The organism is Roseinatronobacter sp. S2 (assembly GCF_029581395.1).
Lineage (GTDB): Bacteria > Pseudomonadota > Alphaproteobacteria > Rhodobacterales > Rhodobacteraceae > Roseinatronobacter.
The window spans coordinates 1,284,133-1,302,716 of record NZ_CP121113.1 but is presented as its reverse complement, the minus strand read 5'-3'; the positions used below and the strand labels follow the sequence as shown (position 1 = coordinate 1,302,716).

At 59.2% G+C, this 18,584-nt stretch carries 14 protein-coding genes and 1 tRNA gene; 10 read left to right on the top strand and 5 right to left on the bottom strand.

The genetic code is table 11. The annotated features are described in order from the left end of the window. Nucleotides 1–2: 2 nt before the first annotated feature. Together P8S53_RS06080 and P8S53_RS06075 are read left to right on the top strand one after the other, a co-directional pair. Complete coding sequence (locus P8S53_RS06080; protein ID WP_277806250.1) at nt 3–716, top strand: SDR family oxidoreductase; 714 nt, start codon at nt 3–5, stop codon at nt 714–716. Continuing rightward, complete coding sequence (locus tag P8S53_RS06075; RefSeq protein WP_277806249.1) at nt 716–1,456, top strand: SDR family oxidoreductase; 741 nt, start codon at nt 716–718, stop codon at nt 1,454–1,456. Before P8S53_RS06080 ends, P8S53_RS06075 begins: the two co-directional genes overlap by 1 nt. 319 nt (nt 1,457–1,775) lie before the next feature. Here the strand turns inward: P8S53_RS06075 and gltB are convergent, their stop codons facing one another. Together gltB and P8S53_RS06065 are read right to left on the bottom strand one after the other, a co-directional pair. Continuing rightward, the gene (gene gltB, locus P8S53_RS06070; protein ID WP_277806248.1) at nt 1,776–6,314 is read right to left on the bottom strand and encodes a glutamate synthase large subunit; all 4,539 of its coding nucleotides are present in this window, start codon (nt 6,312–6,314) and stop codon (nt 1,776–1,778) included. Between the two features lie 26 nt (nt 6,315–6,340). Further along, on the bottom strand, nt 6,341–7,783 hold the full coding sequence (locus tag P8S53_RS06065; protein WP_277806247.1) for an NAD(P)-dependent oxidoreductase: 1,443 nt from the start codon (nt 7,781–7,783) through the stop codon (nt 6,341–6,343). Nucleotides 7,784–7,990: 207 nt separating this feature from the next. Between P8S53_RS06065 and P8S53_RS06060 the strand changes: the two genes are divergently transcribed. Continuing rightward, complete coding sequence (locus tag P8S53_RS06060) at nt 7,991–8,794, top strand: undecaprenyl-diphosphate phosphatase (protein ID WP_277806246.1); 804 nt, start codon at nt 7,991–7,993, stop codon at nt 8,792–8,794. A 20-nt stretch (nt 8,795–8,814) separates the two neighbouring features. On the opposite strand, the gene ubiG is transcribed toward P8S53_RS06060, so the two are convergent. Then, nucleotides 8,815–9,567, bottom strand: a complete 753-nt coding sequence (ubiG, locus tag P8S53_RS06055) for a bifunctional 2-polyprenyl-6-hydroxyphenol methylase/3-demethylubiquinol 3-O-methyltransferase UbiG (protein ID WP_277806245.1) — start codon at nt 9,565–9,567, stop codon at nt 8,815–8,817. 67 nt (nt 9,568–9,634) lie between these two features. Between ubiG and pip the strand changes: the two genes are divergently transcribed. The 6 genes from pip (at nt 9,635) to P8S53_RS06025 (ending at nt 16,922) form a co-directional block, all read left to right on the top strand. Then, nucleotides 9,635–10,627, top strand: a complete 993-nt coding sequence (gene pip / locus P8S53_RS06050; protein ID WP_277806244.1) for a prolyl aminopeptidase — start codon at nt 9,635–9,637, stop codon at nt 10,625–10,627. Between the two features lie 121 nt (nt 10,628–10,748). Continuing rightward, the gene (rimP, locus tag P8S53_RS06045; RefSeq protein WP_277806243.1) at nt 10,749–11,348 is read left to right on the top strand and encodes a ribosome maturation factor RimP; all 600 of its coding nucleotides are present in this window, start codon (nt 10,749–10,751) and stop codon (nt 11,346–11,348) included. A gap of 3 nt (nt 11,349–11,351) precedes the next feature. Then, nucleotides 11,352–12,974, top strand: coding sequence for a transcription termination factor NusA (gene nusA, locus P8S53_RS06040; protein ID WP_277806242.1), 1,623 nt, complete (start codon nt 11,352–11,354; stop codon nt 12,972–12,974). Between the two features lie 17 nt (nt 12,975–12,991). Then, a complete protein-coding gene (locus P8S53_RS06035; protein ID WP_306417881.1) occupies nt 12,992–13,624 on the top strand; it encodes an RNA-binding protein in 633 nt (210 codons plus the stop codon). After that, nucleotides 13,621–16,125, top strand: coding sequence for a translation initiation factor IF-2 (gene infB, locus P8S53_RS06030; protein ID WP_277806240.1), 2,505 nt, complete (start codon nt 13,621–13,623; stop codon nt 16,123–16,125). Before P8S53_RS06035 ends, infB begins: the two co-directional genes overlap by 4 nt. Nucleotides 16,126–16,322: 197 nt before the next feature. Further along, on the top strand, nt 16,323–16,922 hold the full coding sequence (locus P8S53_RS06025) for a flavin reductase family protein (RefSeq protein ID WP_277806239.1): 600 nt from the start codon (nt 16,323–16,325) through the stop codon (nt 16,920–16,922). A gap of 304 nt (nt 16,923–17,226) precedes the next feature. On the opposite strand, the gene ykgO is transcribed toward P8S53_RS06025, so the two are convergent. Together ykgO and P8S53_RS06015 are read right to left on the bottom strand one after the other, a co-directional pair. Then, nucleotides 17,227–17,352, bottom strand: coding sequence for a type B 50S ribosomal protein L36 (ykgO, locus tag P8S53_RS06020; RefSeq protein WP_071479794.1), 126 nt, complete (start codon nt 17,350–17,352; stop codon nt 17,227–17,229). A 65-nt stretch (nt 17,353–17,417) separates the two neighbouring features. After that, nucleotides 17,418–17,492: transfer RNA gene (locus tag P8S53_RS06015), tRNA-Val, on the bottom strand. 154 nt (nt 17,493–17,646) lie between these two features. Between P8S53_RS06015 and P8S53_RS06010 the strand changes: the two genes are divergently transcribed. Continuing rightward, nucleotides 17,647–18,510 (top strand): N-formylglutamate amidohydrolase, encoded by an 864-nt coding sequence (locus tag P8S53_RS06010; RefSeq protein WP_277806238.1) that lies wholly within the window; start codon nt 17,647–17,649, stop codon nt 18,508–18,510. The last annotated feature ends 74 nt before the right edge of the window (nt 18,511–18,584 follow it).

Genomic DNA, 18,584 nt, shown 5'->3' with positions numbered 1-18,584 from the left:
CCTTGAAAGCCAAACTGATATTCGTGACAGGCGGTGCGTCTGGGCTGGGGCTGGAACTGGTGCGTGCGGCGCGCCGGAACGGCCATCGCGTGATCTGCACGGGCCGCAGGGGCGCGCAGGATCTGCCCGTTGATTTTCCCGATATTCCCTATCTTTCCTGCGATCTGGCGTCAGAGGATGGCGCGCATATGGCCGCCGACTGGGCGCTTCGGCATTCTGGCGGGCAGATTGACTGTGCGATTCTGAATGCAGCCGACGGCCATTTCCGCCCGCTGATGATGGAAACGCCTGACGCGATCACGCGGGTTTTGTCGGTGAATCTGGAAGCCAACATGATACTGGCCCACAGGCTGTATCCCACGCTGGGGGGCGGCCATTTGGCGCTGATCGGTTCGGTGGCGCATAAGGGGGCGGCGGGAATGCCGGTTTATGCCGCCAGCAAGGCCGCACTGGACGGGTTTGGCCGCGCACTGGCGGAAGAATGGCGCGGGCGCACTTGTGTGCGTGTGCTGCACCCCGGCCCCACGGCAACAGGCATGGCCGAACGCGCGGGACGCAGGCCCAATGCGGCCGACAAGCTTTTTCTGGCGCCGCGCCCGATGGCGCAGGCCGTGCTGGATGCAGCGCTTGCCACCAAGGGGCCTGACCGTCAGGTTATTTCCTATGGCCGCGTGCTGTTCAGCCCGGCGCGCTGGCGGCGTAAGGGGGCCGCGTGATGACGCGTGTGTTGATCACGGGGGGAGGCAGTGGCCTTGGACAGGCTTTGGCGGCGCAATGCCGCGCCCAAGCTGGCATGTCGGTCTGTGTGCTGGATATCGCGCCCCCCGCTGACGGGGCCAGCGACTGGATTACCCATGACATGGGCGACCCCGCCAATGACAGCTGGACCGCGTTATCGGACACATTGGCGGCCAAGGGGCTATTTGATCTGGTGATCCTGAACGCAGGGATCAATGCAACAGGCCGGTATGAGCAGGTGCCGGTTGCCGCGCATCTGGCAGTTGCGCGCGTCAATCTGCTGGGGCCGATGCGGCTTCTACATATACTGCTGCACAAAAACCTTCTGGCATCAGGGGGGCGGGTGGTTTTCATCTCGTCGTTATCGGTGTTCACGGGCTATCCGGGGGCGGCAAGTTATGCTGCCAGCAAGGACGGGTTGGCCTGCCTTGCGCGGTCGCTGCGTAAACCCTTGCGCAAGGCCGGCAATATCAGCGTGCAACTGGTGTGCCCCGGCCCGATGGACACCCCCCACGCCACGCGCCACGCCCCCGAAGGCGCGCGCGCCGACAGGCGTATAGCCCCCGCAAAAGTGGCGCGTATGATCCTCGCGCAGCCTGACAGGCGTTTTTTGCTGGTGCCGGGGGCTGGCGCGCGCATGGCGGCGGCGGCGGGGCGGGCGTTCCCGCAGACAATGACGCGCATCATGGGCAAAGTCTTGTTCCGCAAGCTGACCTGAGCACGCGGCATTTGCTTGGCGAATGGCCTTTTGCTGCCGTTAATGCCATGGACAAAGCCCGCGCCAGCGGTGGGCCGGGGTCTGCCGATCCGACGCCAGTGAAGTTCACTTTATCCAAGCGGCATACTCTGACATCCAAGGACTGCGCTGACGCCAGCCAAATCGGCAGGCCGCGGGACGGCCAGACCTATGGCGCGGCGGCCTGCGGCCTTGATTCCGCACCTTGGGGCTTTCCCAACGGCAGCAAAAGGCCATCCGCCAAAACATAGCGGCGCAAGGTTTCCCCTGCGCCGCCGGATCTTGAACCATCAAGGCTGACCTATTCCGCCGGAACCGCGTCCGCTTCATAGCTTAGCGGTTGCGGCAGATGCACCAACATTTCCTTGGGGCAAATCTGCACGAAATGCGCGCGCTCACGGTCCCAGTTGCGCAGGATTTCCAGCGCGCGCTGCGATTCCGTTTCCTTGGCATGCATTTCAATCAGACCTTTCAGCTGATCTTCCCAATGATCCACCGTGACCGCGCAGGTCACCAGTGATTCCATGTTGATCAGGTCTGCCGCCTGCCCTTCGGGGTCATACAGATACGCCATGCCGCCCGTCATGCCTGCGCCGAAATTCGCGCCGATACTGCCAAGGATGACAGCCACGCCGCCAGTCATATATTCGCACCCGTTCGATCCGCAGCCTTCGATCACGACTTTTGCACCGGAATTGCGCACGGCAAAACGTTCGCCCGCGCGGCCTGCGGCAAACAAATGGCCATCAGTTGCACCATAAAGCACCGTGTTCCCGATGATCGTGTTGTCATGCGCAATCAGGGGCGATGACATGCGCGGGCGCACCACGATCATACCGCCTGACAGGCCCTTGCCGACATAGTCATTGGCATCACCGAACACTTCGATCTTCAGGCCCGGCGCGGCAAATGCCCCCAGCGACTGGCCCGCGCTGCCTGCCAGTTTAACAGTCAGGTGGTCGGGTTGCAGGTTGTTGCGCATGCCAAACCGCTTGACGATATGACTGGATGCACGCGTGCCGACCGTGCGGTGGGTGTTTTCCACAGCATAGGACAGTTGCATCTTTTCACCATCTTCAAAGAAGCGCGCGGCATCGCGGATGATTTCGGCATCCAGCGTGTCGGGCACTGCGTTGCGCGGCTTGTCGCGGTCATAGCGGATATGCTCGGACCCGTCGACGGTCAGCAACAGCGGGTTCAGGTCCAGATCATCCAGATGCGCCGCACCACGGCTGACCTGCGCCAACAGATCGGCACGGCCAATCACTTCATCCATCGACCGCGCGCCAATGCTGGCCAGAATTTCACGCACTTCCTGCGCATAGAACGTGATCAGGTTCACCACCTTGTCGGCATTGCCGGTGAATTTGGCGCGCAGGTCTTCGTTCTGCGTGCAAACCCCCACAGGACAGGTGTTCGACTGGCACTGACGCACCATGATGCAGCCCATGGCAATAAGTGCAGCGGTGCCAATGCCATATTCTTCGGCCCCCATCATGGCGGCCATGACAATATCGCGCCCTGTGCGCAGCCCGCCATCGGTGCGCAATGTCACCCGTTCGCGCAGCTTGTTCATGGCAAGCACCTGATGCGCTTCCGTCAGGCCCATTTCCCATGGCAGGCCCGCATATTTGATGGACGTGGCAGGGCTGGCCCCCGTGCCGCCATTATGGCCGGAAATCAGAATGACATCGGCCTTGGCCTTGGCCACACCGGCCGCGATTGTGCCCACGCCCGATGATGCCACCAGTTTCACAGTGACCTTCACACGCGGGTTGATCTGTTTCAGGTCATAGATCAGCTGCGCCAGATCCTCGATCGAATAGATGTCATGGTGGGGGGGCGGTGAAATCAGTGTCACACCCGGCGTCGAATGGCGCAGGCGGGCAATCAGCTTGGTCACCTTCATGCCCGGAAGCTGGCCGCCCTCGCCCGGTTTCGCCCCCTGTGCCACCTTGATTTCCAGTTCTTCGCAGGCATTCAGGTATTCAGCGGTCACACCGAACCGGCCCGATGCCACCTGCTTGATCTTCGCGCAGGGGTTGTCGCCATTGGGCAGCGGGTGGGCGTGTGCGGGATCTTCGCCGCCCTCGCCCGAGTCCGATTTCGCGCCAATGCGGTTCATGGCAATGTTCAGCGTCATATGCGCTTCGGGGCTAAGCGCCCCAAGGGACATGCCGGGGGTGACAAAGCGTTTGCGGATTGCCGTGATGCTTTCCACTTCTTCAATCGCAATCGCCTTGCCCAACGGTTTGATGTCCAGCAAATCGCGCAGGTGAATGGGCGGGTTGGCCTGCATCGCGGCGCTGTATTGCTTCCACAATGCATAGCTGGACTGGTTGCAGGCATGTTGCAGCAGATGCATGGTCTGCGCTTCCCATGCGTGTTTTTCGCCCGAGCGCCGCGCCTTGTAGAACCCGCCAATGGGCAGAACATCCTGCCCGCCGCGCCAGCCCTTGGCGTGCACTTCTTCCAGTTTCATCTGGATGCCGTTCAGACCAATGCCGGAAATGCGGCTTTGCATTCCGGGGAAATATTCCGCACACAACGCGCGCGACAGGCCGACAGCTTCGAAATTCAGGCCACCGCGATAGGATGAGATTACCGAAATGCCCATCTTGGACATGATTTTCAGCAAGCCCGCATCAATCGCGGCACGGTAACGGCGCATTGCATCGACAAGCGACCCTTCCACCAGCCCGCGATCAATGCGGTCGGCAATCGTTTCCTGCGCCAGATAGGCGTTGACGGTGGTCGCCCCGCAGCCAATCAGCACCGCAAAATAATGCGGATCAATACATTCCGCCGACCGCACATTCAGCGAACAGAAAGTGCGCAGCCCTTTGCGTGTCAACCAGCCATGCACTGCGCTGGTCGCAAGAATCATGGGCATGGCAACCTTGTCCGGCCCCTGATGCTCATCCGTCAGAACCAGATGGCCCGCACCGGAGCGCACGGCATCTTCGGCCTCGGCGCGGATACGCGCCAGACCGTCGCGCAGCGCATCGTCGCGCGCACCAATCGGGAATGTGCAGTCAATGAACGCGACCTGATCCCCGAATTCGCGCACCATCTCGTCGAATTCGCCATTCGCGACAAAGGGGCTTTCAAGAACCAGAATTTCGGTCTGGCTGCTGTCTTCGTCCAGCACATTGCGCAGGTTGCCAAAGCGGGTTTTCAACGACATCACACGGAATTCGCGCAAACTGTCGATGGCCGGATTCGTCACCTGGCTGAAATTCTGGCGGAAGTAATGCGACAGCGGGCGATAGATCTGGCTGAGCACCGCCGACGGCGTATCATCCCCCATCGAGGCGATCATTTCCTTGCCGTCTTCGGCCATGGGTGCCAGAACCTGCTCGACCTCTTCAATGCTGTAGCCTGCCGCCACCTGACGTTTGCGCAATTCGGCGCTGTCCAGTTGGCGGGTTTCCGGCACATCGCGCAGCTTGTCATTCAGATCGACAATCTTGTCGTTCCAGTCCCCGAACGGTTGCGCGGTGGACAGTTTGTTCTTGATTTCGGTGTCGTGATACAACCTGCCTTGGACCATATCGACCGCGATCATCTGGCCCGGACCCAGCGCGCCCTTTTCGCGCACGCCAAGTTCGTCGACGACGACCATGCCCGCCTCGGACCCGGCAATCAGCAACCCGTCGCCTGTCACGACATAGCGCATGGGGCGCAGGCCGTTGCGGTCCAGACCGGCGCAAACCCAGCGCCCGTCAGTCATGGCCAGGGCTGCGGGGCCGTCCCATGGCTCCATCACGGAATTACAATAGGAATACATGTCACGCCACGCCTTGGGCATTTCCACGGCCTGTTTGGACCACGCTTCAGGCACCAGCATTGTCTTGGCCATGGGCGCACTGCGGCCTGCGCGCACCAGCACTTCGAACACGGAATCCAGCGCCGCCGAATCTGAGGCGCCCGACGCCACGATCGGTTTGATATCTTCGGCCATGTCGCCGAATGCCGATGACGCCATGCGGATTTCATGGCTTTTCAACCAGTTCAGGTTGCCTTTCAGCGTATTAATCTCGCCATTATGGGCCAACATGCGGAAAGGTTGCGCCAGCCACCATTGCGGGAAAGTGTTGGTCGAATAGCGCTGGTGATAGATGGCGAAGGCCGATTCAAAGCGCTCGTCCTTCAGATCGGGATAGAATTCCGCGACCTGTTCGGCCAGCATCATGCCCTTGTAGATGATCGACCGGCACGACAGCGAACAAATGTAGAAACCCGCGATACCTGCGGCGGTGATCGCTTTTTCAATGCGGCGGCGGATGACATACAATTCGCGCTCGAATGTTTCTTCATCCGTGCCCTTGGAATTGCGGATCAGGATTTGTTCGATTTCAGGACGCGTTGCATTGGCCTTGTCGCCCAGCACGCTGACGGTTACCGGCACATGACGCCAGCCGTAAATCGCATAGCCCATGCGCAGAACTTCGGTTTCGACAATCGTGCGGGACCGTTCCTGCGCTGCAAAATCCGTGCGTGGCAAGAACACCTGCCCCACGGCCACCAACTGGTCGGTCATGGGTTCATGGCCGGTGCGGCGGATCTTGTCATAGAAGAAGTTGACGGGGATCTGCACATGAATGCCCGCGCCATCGCCTGTCTTGCCGTCTGCATCAACCGCGCCGCGGTGCCAGATTGCCTTCAGTGCATCAATGCCGTGTTCAACCACCTTGCGCGATGGTTTGCCGTCCAGCGACACCACCAGCCCCACCCCGCAGGATGAATGTTCATCTTCGGGTTTATACAGGCCATGTTCAGCGACAAAGGCACGGCGGGCTTCTTCACGGGCGGCCCATGCGTCATCATATTGCGTCATGTCAGGTTCCTTTGATCGGAATGCGATTATTCGGCAGCGACCTGTGCGGGTGCCGAAAGATAATTCAGAATCGATTGCGCAGCTTCACGCCCGTCGCGGATGGCCCAGACCACAAGGCTGGCCCCGCGCACGATATCGCCCACCGCCCAGACACCGGGCATGTCGGTTTCATGCGTGTTGAACTTCGCGCGGACAGTGCCCCAGCGGGTCACCGGCAAATCGGGCACGCCCCAGAGTGTGGGCAGATCTTCTGCTTCAAAACCCAGTGCCATGATCGCCATATCTGCGGTTTCGGTGTAATCCGCGCCTTCGATCACTTCGGGGGAACGGCGGCCGGATGCATCGGGCTGGCCCAGACGCATTTTCTGGACGCGAACACCTGTCACGCTGCCATCATCATCGGTGACAAAACCCGCAGGTGCGGCAAGCCAGACAAATTCGACACCTTCTTCTTCGGCGTTCTGGGTTTCACGGCGCGAGCCGGGCATGTTTTCACGGTCACGGCGATACAGGCATTTGACCGAAGTTGCCCCCTGCCGGATGGCTGTGCGCACGCAATCCATGGCCGTATCACCGCCACCGATGACAACAACACGCTTGCCACGCGCATCAAGTGCGCCCGAATCGAATTCCGCGACATCATCGCCGAAACTTTTACGATTCGACGCGGTCAGATAATCCAGCGCCTTCAGCACACCTGTTGCAGACGCATTGGGCGTGTTCAGATCGCGCGCCTTGTAGACGCCTGTTGCGATCAGCACGGCATCATGTTTACCGCGAATGGCGTCAAAGCTGATATCTTCGCCGACATTGCAATTCAGGACAAATTCAACGCCGCCATCTTCCAGCTGCTCGATGCGGCGCATGACAACGGGTTTTTCCAGCTTGAAGCCGGGAATGCCATAGGTCATAAGCCCGCCCGCGCGGTCATAGCGGTCATAAACCGTGACTTGCACGCCTGCACGGCGCAGCACATCTGCGGCGGCCAACCCACCCGGACCGGCACCGATAATGCCAACGGATTCAGCGCGGTCTGTCGCCGCAACCACAGGGCGCACCCAGCCTTCCTGCCATGCAAGATCCGTCAGGTATTTCTCGATCGAGCCGATGGTAACAGTCCCGTGGCCGGATTGTTCAATGACACAATTCCCTTCGCACAAACGGTCCTGCGGGCAGATGCGGCCGCAGATTTCGGGGAAGGTATTGGTGGATTGTGACACCTCATAGGCTTCCTGCAAACGCCCTTGGGCGGTCAGCATCAACCAGTCGGGGATGTTGTTGTGCAACGGGCAGTGGGTCTGGCAATAGGGCACGCCACATTGGCTGCACCGTCCAGATTGCTCTGCGGCCTTCTCGGCGGCAAATTCGCGGTAGATTTCATCGAAGTCTTCGGTCCGCAAGTCCGCTGGGCGCTTTGGGGGCGTTTCCCGTCCGACTGTCACGAAACGGAGCATTTGCTGCTTGGCCATGGCTGATCCTCCAGAATTCTGAAACTGTGTCTTAGACAAGGTCTGGCTCAAAGAAAAGTCATACATACTGACCTAAATCAATAATTTTTTAGCAGTTCGGCGAATACTTTCCGATTCCTCTTGCAAATTATGTCAATAATGCTGTCATATTTATATGATTGCCTTCAACGCTCATTTCAGTAGCTTGCCCAAAAACACGGGGACACCATGACCTTTTTTCACCTTTTCCTGCTTGCAATAATTCAGGGCGTTACGGAATTCCTGCCCGTATCCTCGTCTGGCCACCTGATTTTGCTGCCCGCGCTGACATCGCTGGATGATCAGGGGCTGGTCATTGATGTAGCGGTTCATATCGGGACATTATTCGCGGTTTGCTGGTATTTTCGCGCCGATGTCGGGCTTGCGCTACGCGGTGTGCCGCATCTGCTGCGCGGCAACCTGAACGACAGGGGCGGTTTTCTGGCCTTCTGTCTGGCAATCGCGACGGTCCCTGTGATCATACTGGGGCTGATTTTCAAGATATTCGGCATTATGGAAATGATGCGCAGTGTTGCCGTCATCGGCTGGATGATGATCATATTCGGTATCGTCCTTTACCTGACCGACAAGATGGGCAAACAGACCCGCGTGGCGCAGGAATGGACGATGAAGCACGCCCTTATTCTGGGGCTTTGGCAGGCGATTGCGCTGATCCCGGGCACATCACGGTCGGGGATTGTCATTTCTGGCGCGCGGGCGTTGGGGTATTCGCGCCATGATGCCGCGAAACTGTCCATGCTGATGTCGATCCCCACGATCATTGCATCCGGCACGCTTATGGGGCTGGATGTGGTGCTTATAGCGGATTGGCAGGCGGCAAAAGACGGGGCCATTGCAGCCGTTATTTCGTTTTTCGCGGCTTGGGCGGCGCTGGTTTTCATGATGAAGCTGCTGCGCTCGGTCAGCTTCACGCCGTATGTCATTTACCGTCTGATTCTGGGCACGGTCCTTCTGGTTATCGCGTATAGCTGATACCCCCGCAGGGGCCGCGATCAGCCCGCCCCCTGCCCCGGCTTGACCGACGTTGTTACATAATTCACCGACAGGTCACGCTCGGAAATCGACCAGTCCCAGCGCAGCTTGTCAAAAACAAATCCCTTGCGGTCCACCGGATCGAACCCAGCCTGCCGCAGCAGGTCATAAAGTTCATCAGGCGTGATGAATTTGGACCATTCATGTGTGCCTTTGGGCAACCAGCGCATGACATATTCGGCGCCGATGATGGCCATCAGGTAGCTTTTAGGGTTCCGGTTCAGGGTTGAGCACACCATCATCCCGCCCGGTTTCAGCAAACGCTGGCAGGCCGTCAGATAGGCCAGCGGGTCGGCCACATGTTCGACCACCTCCATATTCAGCACAACATCGAACTGCTCGCCCGCGTCTACCAGTGCCTCGGCGGTGGTGTGGCGGTAATCGATGCGCAGCCCTTGCTGTTCGGCATGGATTTGCGCGAGGGGAATGTTGCGCGCGGCGGCGTCCGCGCCCACGACATCCGCGCCAAGCCGCGCCATGGGTTCCGACAGCAACCCGCCCCCGCACCCGATATCCAGCAAGCGCAGCCCCTTGAAGGGGTCGGGCGTGGACATGTCACGCCCGAATTCGGCGGCAATCTGGCGGGTAATATAGTCCAGCCTGCATGGATTAAGCATATGCAGCGGCTTGAACTTGCCATGCGGGTCCCACCATTCGGCGGCCATTGCTTCAAATTTGGCGACCTCTGCGGGGTCAATCGTTGATATGGTCATGCGCACTCCGGTTTTTTTCATCTATCGCATATGGCAGGCGGGCCTTTACAGGTATATAGTCCAATTTATGGATAAGTCTGCCGGACATGACACCGCAGTTTCGGGTCTTTACCCGATACCCGAACCATTCGACCAGCGCATGCTTGATGTGGGGCATGGGCATCAGGTCTATGTTGAACAATGCGGCCATTCCGATGGCATTCCCGTCGTTGTTCTGCATGGCGGGCCGGGCGGCGGATGCAGCCCCGCAATGCGGCGGTTTTTCGATCCGCGGACCTATCGCGCCGTCTTGTTCGATCAACGCGGATGCGGCCGGTCAAAACCGGCAGCCAGCATCGAGCACAACACAACACAGCACCTGATTGCCGATATTGAACAGATTCGCCAGACGCTGGGAATCAAGCGTTGGGTCGTGTTCGGCGGCAGTTGGGGGGCAACATTGGCGCTGGCCTATGCGCAGGCCCATCCCGAAAGTGTGGCCTATCTGGTGTTGCGCGGCGTGTTTACCGGCACACAGGCCGAACTGGACTGGTTTTATGGCGGCGGTGCCGGTCGCTTCTTTCCCGAACTATGGGCGCAATTTACCCGGTTGATTCCGCCGGATGAGCAGCATGATCTGATCGGCGCCTATGGCAAGCGGCTGTTCAGCGGGGACCGCCAGACCGAAGACCGTTTTGCCCGCGCATGGACACGCTGGGAAAACGCGCTGGCATCCATTCAGACGCGCGGGCTTGGCGGTGCCGATGCGCCCAGCACCTATGCCCGTGCTTTCGCGCGACTGGAAAACCATTATTTCCGCAACGGGTGCTTTCTGGGCGAAGGGCAGGCATTGATGAACGGGCTGGACCGCATGCGCCACATTCCCGGAACCATCGTTCAGGGCCGCTATGACATGATCTGCCCGCCGAATACGGCATGGGAATTGCATGCTGCATGGGGCATGTCGCGGCTGGAAATGGTGCCAGTGGCAGGGCACGCCCTGTCCGAACCGGGGATCAGTGCGGAACTTCTGCGCGTGATGAACCACCTGCGACACGACACGCACCGCCTGAACCTTTAGCGCTTGCGTTTCCATTGGCGCCGACCTATATGAATGCCAACAGCGGCGCCTGTGAAGGCCCACCGGAAAAACCAACGGGCCGCATGGCCCGTTTTTTTATTTTGCCCCTTGGGAGGGCTGCATGAGCGACCTGATCGCCAAAACCACATTGGACCAGCGTGTTGCTGCCATCGTCGCCCCTGTCATCGAAGGACTGGGGTTCGAACTCGTGCGGTTGCGCGTGATGTCAGGCAAGACGCCAACACTGCAAATCATGGCCGACCGTCCCGAAGGCGGGATAGAGGTTGAGGATTGCGCCAGAATTTCGACCGCCGTTTCCGCCGTTCTGGATGTCGAAGACCCGCTGGACGATGCCTACACGCTGGAAGTGTCCAGCCCCGGCATTGACCGCCCCCTGACCCGGTTGAAGGATTTCGACGTCTGGAACGGGTATGAGGCGCGTCTGGAAACCACGGAACTGATTGACGGACGCCGCCGCTTCAAGGGCGTTCTTGCCGGTGTCGAAGGCGAAGAGGTTCTGATAGAAATCGAAGAACATGGCGAGCAACTTACCATCGGGCTGCAATTTGACTGGCTGTCAGAAGCGAAACTGGTGCTGACCGATGAACTGATCGCCGAAATGTTGCGCACACGCAAAGACAGCGGCGCCATTGACGAAAGCAAGTTTGACCAGATCGAAACGGACGCGCCCGACACCGGTGCGGACCAAGAGGAGCACTGAGACATGGCGATCACCTCTGCCAACCAGCTTGAACTTCTGCAAACCGCCGACGCAGTCGCCCGCGAAAAGATGATCGACCCTGAACTGGTCGTTCAGGCGATGGAAGACAGCCTCGCACGGGCGGCCAAGTCGCGCTACGGGGCCGATATGGACATTCGCGTTCGGATCGACCGCAAAACCGGCGTTGCCACATTCAGCCGCGTGCGCACCGTTGTCGCTGATGAAGAACTGGAAAACCACCACGCCCAACTGACCGTCGCGCAGGCAGCGCCCTATCTGGATGACCCCAAGATTGGCGATGAAATCAGCGATCAGGTGCCGCCAGTGGAACTGGGGCGTATTGCGGCACAATCTGCCAAGCAGGTGATCTTGCAAAAGGTCCGCGAAGCAGAACGCGACCGCCAGTATGAAGAATTCAAGGACCGCGCAGGCACCATTCTGAATGGTGTCGTGAAACGCGAAGAATACGGCAATCTGGTCATCGACATTGGCCGTGGCGAAGCTGTGCTGCGCCGCAACGAAAAAATTGGCCGCGAAAGCTACCGCAATGGCGACCGCATCCGCTGCTATGTCAAGGATGTGCGCCGCGAAGCGCGCGGTCCGCAAATTTTCCTGTCGCGCACCGCGCCGGAATTCATGGCCGAATTGTTCAAGATGGAAGTGCCCGAAATTTATGACGGCATCATCGAGATCAAGGCCGTTGCCCGCGACCCCGGTTCGCGCGCCAAAATCGGCGTGATCAGCCACGATTCGGGCATTGACCCTGTGGGCGCCTGCGTCGGCATGCGCGGCAGCCGTGTTCAGGCGGTTGTGAACGAACTTCAGGGCGAGAAGATCGACATCATCCCCTGGACAGAAGATCAGGCGACATTCCTTGTGAACGCGCTGCAACCTGCCGAAGTCAGCAAGGTTGTGATCGACGATGATGCAGGCAAGATCGAAGTCGTTGTCCCTGACGAGCAATTGTCACTGGCAATCGGCCGTCGCGGCCAGAACGTGCGTCTTGCCAGCCAGTTGACCGGCCTTGATATTGATATTGTCACCGAATCTGATGATTCGGCGCGCCGTCAGGCTGAATTTGCCGAACGCACGCGCCTGTTCATGGAAGAACTGGACATTGATGAAATGATGGCCCAGTTGCTGGTTGCTGAAGAATTCAGCTCGCTGGAAGAAGTGGCCTATGTCGATCTTGATGAATTGCTGGCCATTAACGGGTTTGACGAAGACACTGCAAACGAATTGCAGACCCGTGCGCGCGAAAAACTGGAAGCGATTGCAACTGCTGCGCTGGAAAATGCACGCGCCCTTGGGGTTGACGACAGCCTGATCGGGTTTGAGGGTCTGACCCCGCAGATGGTCGAGGCACTGGCCAAGGACGGCATCAAGACACTGGAAGATTTTGCAACCTGCGCCGACTGGGAACTTGCAGGCGGCTGGACAACCGTGGACGGCGCGCGTGTCAAGGATGAAGGGTTGCTGGAAGCCTTTGACATGAGCCTTGAAGAAGCGCAGCATCTTGTCATGACCGCGCGTGTCATGCTGGGCTGGGTTGATCCGTCTGAACTGGAACCCGCTGAAGAAGATGCGGACGTCGCAGATACCGAAACTGCGGACGAAGACAGCTAAGCAAAGGCATGGCAGGCATGGCCCGCGGCGGCAAAAAGACGGAACAGGACGGCCCGGAACGGCGGTGTATCGCAACGGGCCAGTCACAACCGGCGGCCGGGCTGATCCGCTTTGTTGTCGGGCCGGACAACCAGATTGTCCCCGATCTGGCTGGCAAGCTGCCCGGTCGTGGGATATGGGTAAGTTCCGATCGCGATGCGCTGGCCCGCGCCGAGGCGAAGAAACTGTTTTCGCGGGCAGCAAAACAGCAGGTCAGCGTGCCCGACGGGCTGGTTGATCTTGTAGAACAGCTGGTGACGAAGCGGGTTCTGGAATTGCTGTCGCTGGCGCGAAAGGCCGGCTTTGCGATCGCCGGATATGAGAAATGCCGCGATCTGGCACTGAAGGACCAGATGTTTGTGTTGATCCAGGCAAGTGACGGATCACCCCGCGGAAAGACGAAATTGCGCCCCCCTGACGGGGACGACAGTTACATAGATTGCCTGAATGCACAGGAATTGGGTTTTGCATTTGGACGGGAACATGTGATACATGCCGCGCTTCGCTCTGGTGGACTGAGCAAAGCTGTTGTACAGGAAGCGGCAAGATTGGCCGGACTGCGCCAGATAATCGGCGGAACGACCGCCGGAGAGGACAAGACGAACGCATGAGCGATACTGACGGAAAAAAACCACTCGGACTCGGCGGCAAAGGCGGCCAGGTGAAGCAAAGCTTCAGCCATGGGCGCACCAAATCTGTGGTGGTCGAGAAGAAGCGCAAGCGTGTTGTGGTCCCGAAACCAGGGGCAGCAGGGAGCACACAACCCTCCAGCGGTGCGACACCGCGCCCTGATCCGGCAAGACGCCCTGCCGGCATTTCTGATGCCGAAATGGAACGCCGCCTGAAAGCACTGGCCGCAGCCAGATCCCGCGAGATCGAGGACGCAGCCGTTCGTGCAGCGGACGAACAGGCACGCGAAGAAGATCGACAGCGCCGCCGCGATGAAGCCGAAGCGCGCGAACGCGAAGAACGCGAACGCGAAGAAGCGTTGCGCGCGAAGGCGCAAGAAGAAGCCCGTGCCGCGGCTGAAGCCGAAATTCGCAAAGAGCGCAAGGATGCAGCAGAGGCCGAGGCCGCCAAACCGGCAGCACCGACAGCGCCAGAAGCGCCGCTTTCGGAACGCGCACGTCCTGCATCCACGGACGCGCGCAAGGCCCCCAAACGCCCCGATGATGACCGCCAGGCCCGTGCAAAACCGCGCGAGGATGCTGGCCGTCGTTCCGGCAAGCTGACGCTGAAAGATGCGCTTTCCGGTGATGGTGGGCGTCAACGTTCCATGGCTGCGATGAAACGCAAGCAGGAACGCGCCCGTCAAAAGGCGATGGGCCAGTCGCAAAGCCGCGAAAAAGTTGTGCGCGAAGTGCAACTGCCTGAAACCATTGTGGTTCAGGAACTGGCCAACCGTATGGCCGAACGCGTGGCCGATGTGGTCAAGTCGCTGATGAAAATGGGCGTCATGGCGACCATGAACCAGTCGATTGACGCCGACACCGCCGAATTGCTGATCGAGGAATTCGGCCACAAGGTTGTCCGTGTTTCCGATTCTGATGTCGAGCAAGTCATCCATCAGGTCGAGGATGCGCCGGAATTGCTGCAACCCCGCCCGCCGATCATCACGATCATGGGCCATGTGGACCACGGCAAGACCAGCCTTCTGGATGCGCTTCGCAAAACCAATGTGGTTTCCGGCGAAGCAGGCGGCATTACGCAGCATATCGGGGCCTATCAGGTCAAAACCGAATCAGGCGCAGTGCTCAGCTTTCTGGACACACCGGGCCATGCTGCATTTACCAGCATGCGGGCACGCGGCGCGAATGTGACCGATATTGTGGTGCTGGTTGTGGCCGCCGATGATTCGGTGATGCCGCAAACCATCGAGGCCATCAACCATGCAAAAGCGGCCAAAGTGCCCATGATTGTCGCGATCAACAAATGCGACAGGCCCGCAGCCGACCCCAACAAGGTGCGCACAGGATTGCTGCAACACGAAGTTGTCGTCGAGGCGATGTCGGGCGATGTGCAGGATGTCGAAGTGTCGGCCGTTACCGGCATGGGGCTTGATACCCTGCTGGAAGCGATTGCCCTTCAGGCAGAAATTCTGGAACTGAAGGCAAACCCGGACCGTTCCGCAATGGGTGCCGTGATCGAGGCGCAACTTGATATCGGGCGTGGTCCGGTCGCGACTGTTCTTGTGCAGAATGGCACATTGCGTCAGGGCGACATCTTTGTTGTGGGCGAGCAGTGGGGCAAAGTCCGCGCGCTGGTCAACGACAAGGGCGAACGCGTCAAGGAAGCAGGGCCTTCGGTTCCTGTCGAAGTGCTGGGCCTGAATGGCACCCCCGAAGCGGGCGACGTGCTGAACGTGGTTGAAACCGAAGCGCAGGCGCGTGAAATCGCGGATTACCGCCAGCAAGCCGCCAAGGACAAACGCGCAGCCGCCGGTGCCGCCACCACGCTGGAGCAGCTTATGGCCAAGGCCAAGGCTGACAAGGACATCTCGGAACTGCCGGTGCTGTTGAAAGCCGATGTTCAGGGGTCTGCCGAAGCGATCGTTCAGGCGCTTGAGAAAATCGGCAATGACGAAGTGCGCGTGCGTGTGTTGCATTACGGTGTGGGCGCGATCACCGATACGGATGTCGGGCTTGCCGAAGCATCAGGCGCGCCGATCATCGGGTTCAATGTGCGGGCCAATGCGTCAGCGCGGCAATCTGCCAACCAAAAGGGCGTTGAGCTGCGCTACTACTCGATCATTTATGATCTTGTCGATGACATCAAGGCCGCTGCATCAGGGCTGTTGTCGGCGGAAGTGCGCGAAAACTTCATCGGTTATGCCGAAATCCGGGATGTGTTCAAGGTGTCCGGTGTTGGCAAGGTTGCAGGCTGTCTGGTCACCGAAGGGGTGGCACGGCGTTCGGCGGGCGTGCGCCTGCTGCGCGACAACGTGGTGATTCACGAAGGCACGCTGAAAACCCTCAAGCGCTTCAAGGACGAGGTCAAGGAAGTGCAGTCCGGTCAGGAATGCGGTATGGCCTTCGAGAATTATGAAGATGTCCGCGTGAAAGACGTCATCGAGATTTTCGAGCGTGAAGAAATCGAACGCACGTTAAGCTAAATCGGGCAATTGCCCCTTTTTGCCGCAAATTTGAAATGCCGCAAGCGCCATACCGGCCTTGCGGCATTTTCATGTCTGTTCTGATGCGCATCACCTTGTCTGACATGCGTCAGGGGCTATCTTTGCAAAAGAAATCGTTTCTGTGACGGTTTTGCTAAACTTCATTCCAGCCGCGCTGTTTGCTACCGGAGTATGCCGTGAACGTTCCCATATCCCCCAGACCAGTTGATGTCCGGTCCCAAAGTCGATACGTCCAGCAGACATCAGGCGGTGACACATCAACTGACGAGGGCACGGTGCTGGAACAGGGCTTCATACCGGACACAGGTAATGCACGGGCGTTTCGCGACGCGCTGGGCCAGTTTGCCACCGGCGTGACGCTTGTCACCATCGCCAGCGAAAACGGGCCGATGGGGTTTGTCGCAAACAGCTTTTCGGGCCTGTCACTGGACCCTCCGTTGATATTATGGTCACCGGCCCGGTCATCCAGCCGGTTTGCGCATTTTGCGACGGCGGCGCATTTTTCGGTTCATATCCTGCGTGATGATGCGAAAGACTGGATTGCACGCTTTGGCCGTCACGGCGCTGGCTTTGACGGATTGCAACATCTGGTCACGCCCGAAGGCAACCCTGTTCTGGACGGGGCGCTGGCGCGGTTTGATTGCGCCTTGCATGACACCCATGATGGCGGGGATCACCTGATTGTTGTGGGGCGTGTCCTGCGCTGCCACAGCAGCCGTGGTGCCCCGCTTGTGTTCAGCCAAGGCAGCTATGGCAGCTTTCACCAACAATCCTGAATGACGCGCCAGACTACGCCGGACATCGCAGGGGCGATTTTGGCGCAGCCTGGCGGTTCGGACAAATAACAAGCCCAAGGCATTGCCCGCCAGCGCCCCGCACATGCCGGAACAGGCGTGATCATTTGCGAATCATCTTGCCGGCATCACGCCACACGGCCACGCCACCTTCGGGCTGGCTGTTTGCAGCGACGGTGGCACGGCATGGGCGCAAATTACGAACGCACGACAAGCAGTTCATATGCGAAAACCGCCCCCCCGCGATAACGGGAGGGCGGTTTTTCAACACATCAACGCTGATAAATCAGCCCTGACGTGCCTTAAATTTCTTTTGTGTCTTGTTGATAACATAGACACGGCCCTTGCGGCGCACGATTTGACAATCGCGGTGGCGCTGCTTGAGCGACCGGAGCGAGTTTCTGACCTTCATCGGCCTTCTCCTTATCGCGGCGCGCTTGCGCCATTGCGGTTATCCTGCGGGATTGCAGGGGTTAATGGTGGGCACGACAAGGTTCGAACTTGTGACCCCTACGATGTCAACGTAGTGCTCTACCACTGAGCTACGCGCCCTGACAGGTCCATCCACATACGCCCCAAACAAAAGGGACGCGGGATGCAACCGCGCCAATTGCGGCCCGTATAGAAAGAATCGCAGGCATGATCAAGGGCTTTCGAAAGCCAGATCATTCGCGCTATAGTTATTTTCTGAAACATGGCCGGACAAATGAACGCATTTAATTTTTTTCCTGCGCGTATGGCGACAAGTGCGGTGGTTTTCGCCTCTCCGCACAGTGGACGGGAGTATGCGCCCGAGTTCCTGAAGGCGTCCGTTCTGGACGAACTCGTGCTTCGCTCGTCCGAGGATGCCTATGTCGATCTGTTCCTGAAAGGCGCGCCAGATGTCGGGGCACCCGTGCTGCTGGGCGGCGTGCCGCGCGCATTCGTGGATTATAACCGTGCGGTCACAGAACTGGACCCGGCGCTGATTGCCGATATTCCCAAATCCATGCTGAACCCCCGCATCATGTCTGGTCTGGGGGTGATTCCCCGTGTTGTTGCGGGATCGCGCGCCATCTATGCAGGCAAGATCACCCGATCAGAGGCCGAGGCCCGCCTAACGCGTTTCTGGCATCCCTATCATGACAAGCTGACCGTGCTGATGGACCAGCAACGCCGGCGTTTCGGCAGGGCGATTCTGTTCGATATGCATTCAATGCCCCGCGATGCCACCAATCACGACCGCAGATTCGCGGGCAAACGCCCTGACATCGTGCTTGGCGACCGCTTCGGGGCAGCATGTTCAGGGGATATCAGCGACAAGGTGGCCGCAGTGTTCACGGCAGCGGGTTTCCGCGTCGCGCGCAACGCCCCCTTCGCTGGCGCGTATATTGCGCAGCGCTATGGCACCCCGTCGACAGGCCAGCATGTGGTCCAGATCGAAATTGACCGCGGCTTGTATCTGAATGAAGCAAGCGTAACGCCGAATGCCAATTTCGACCATTTCGCCAATGTCATGGGCGGGATCGTTCAGGAACTTGCGGATATTGGTCGCGCGCGCGACCAGACAGTGGCCCTCGCGGCGGAATAGGCTGGTCGTTTATCGTAGTGTCATGCCCTGATGCGCTGGCAAGGCTGGTTAATTCTGGCCTGAAGAGGACTTTG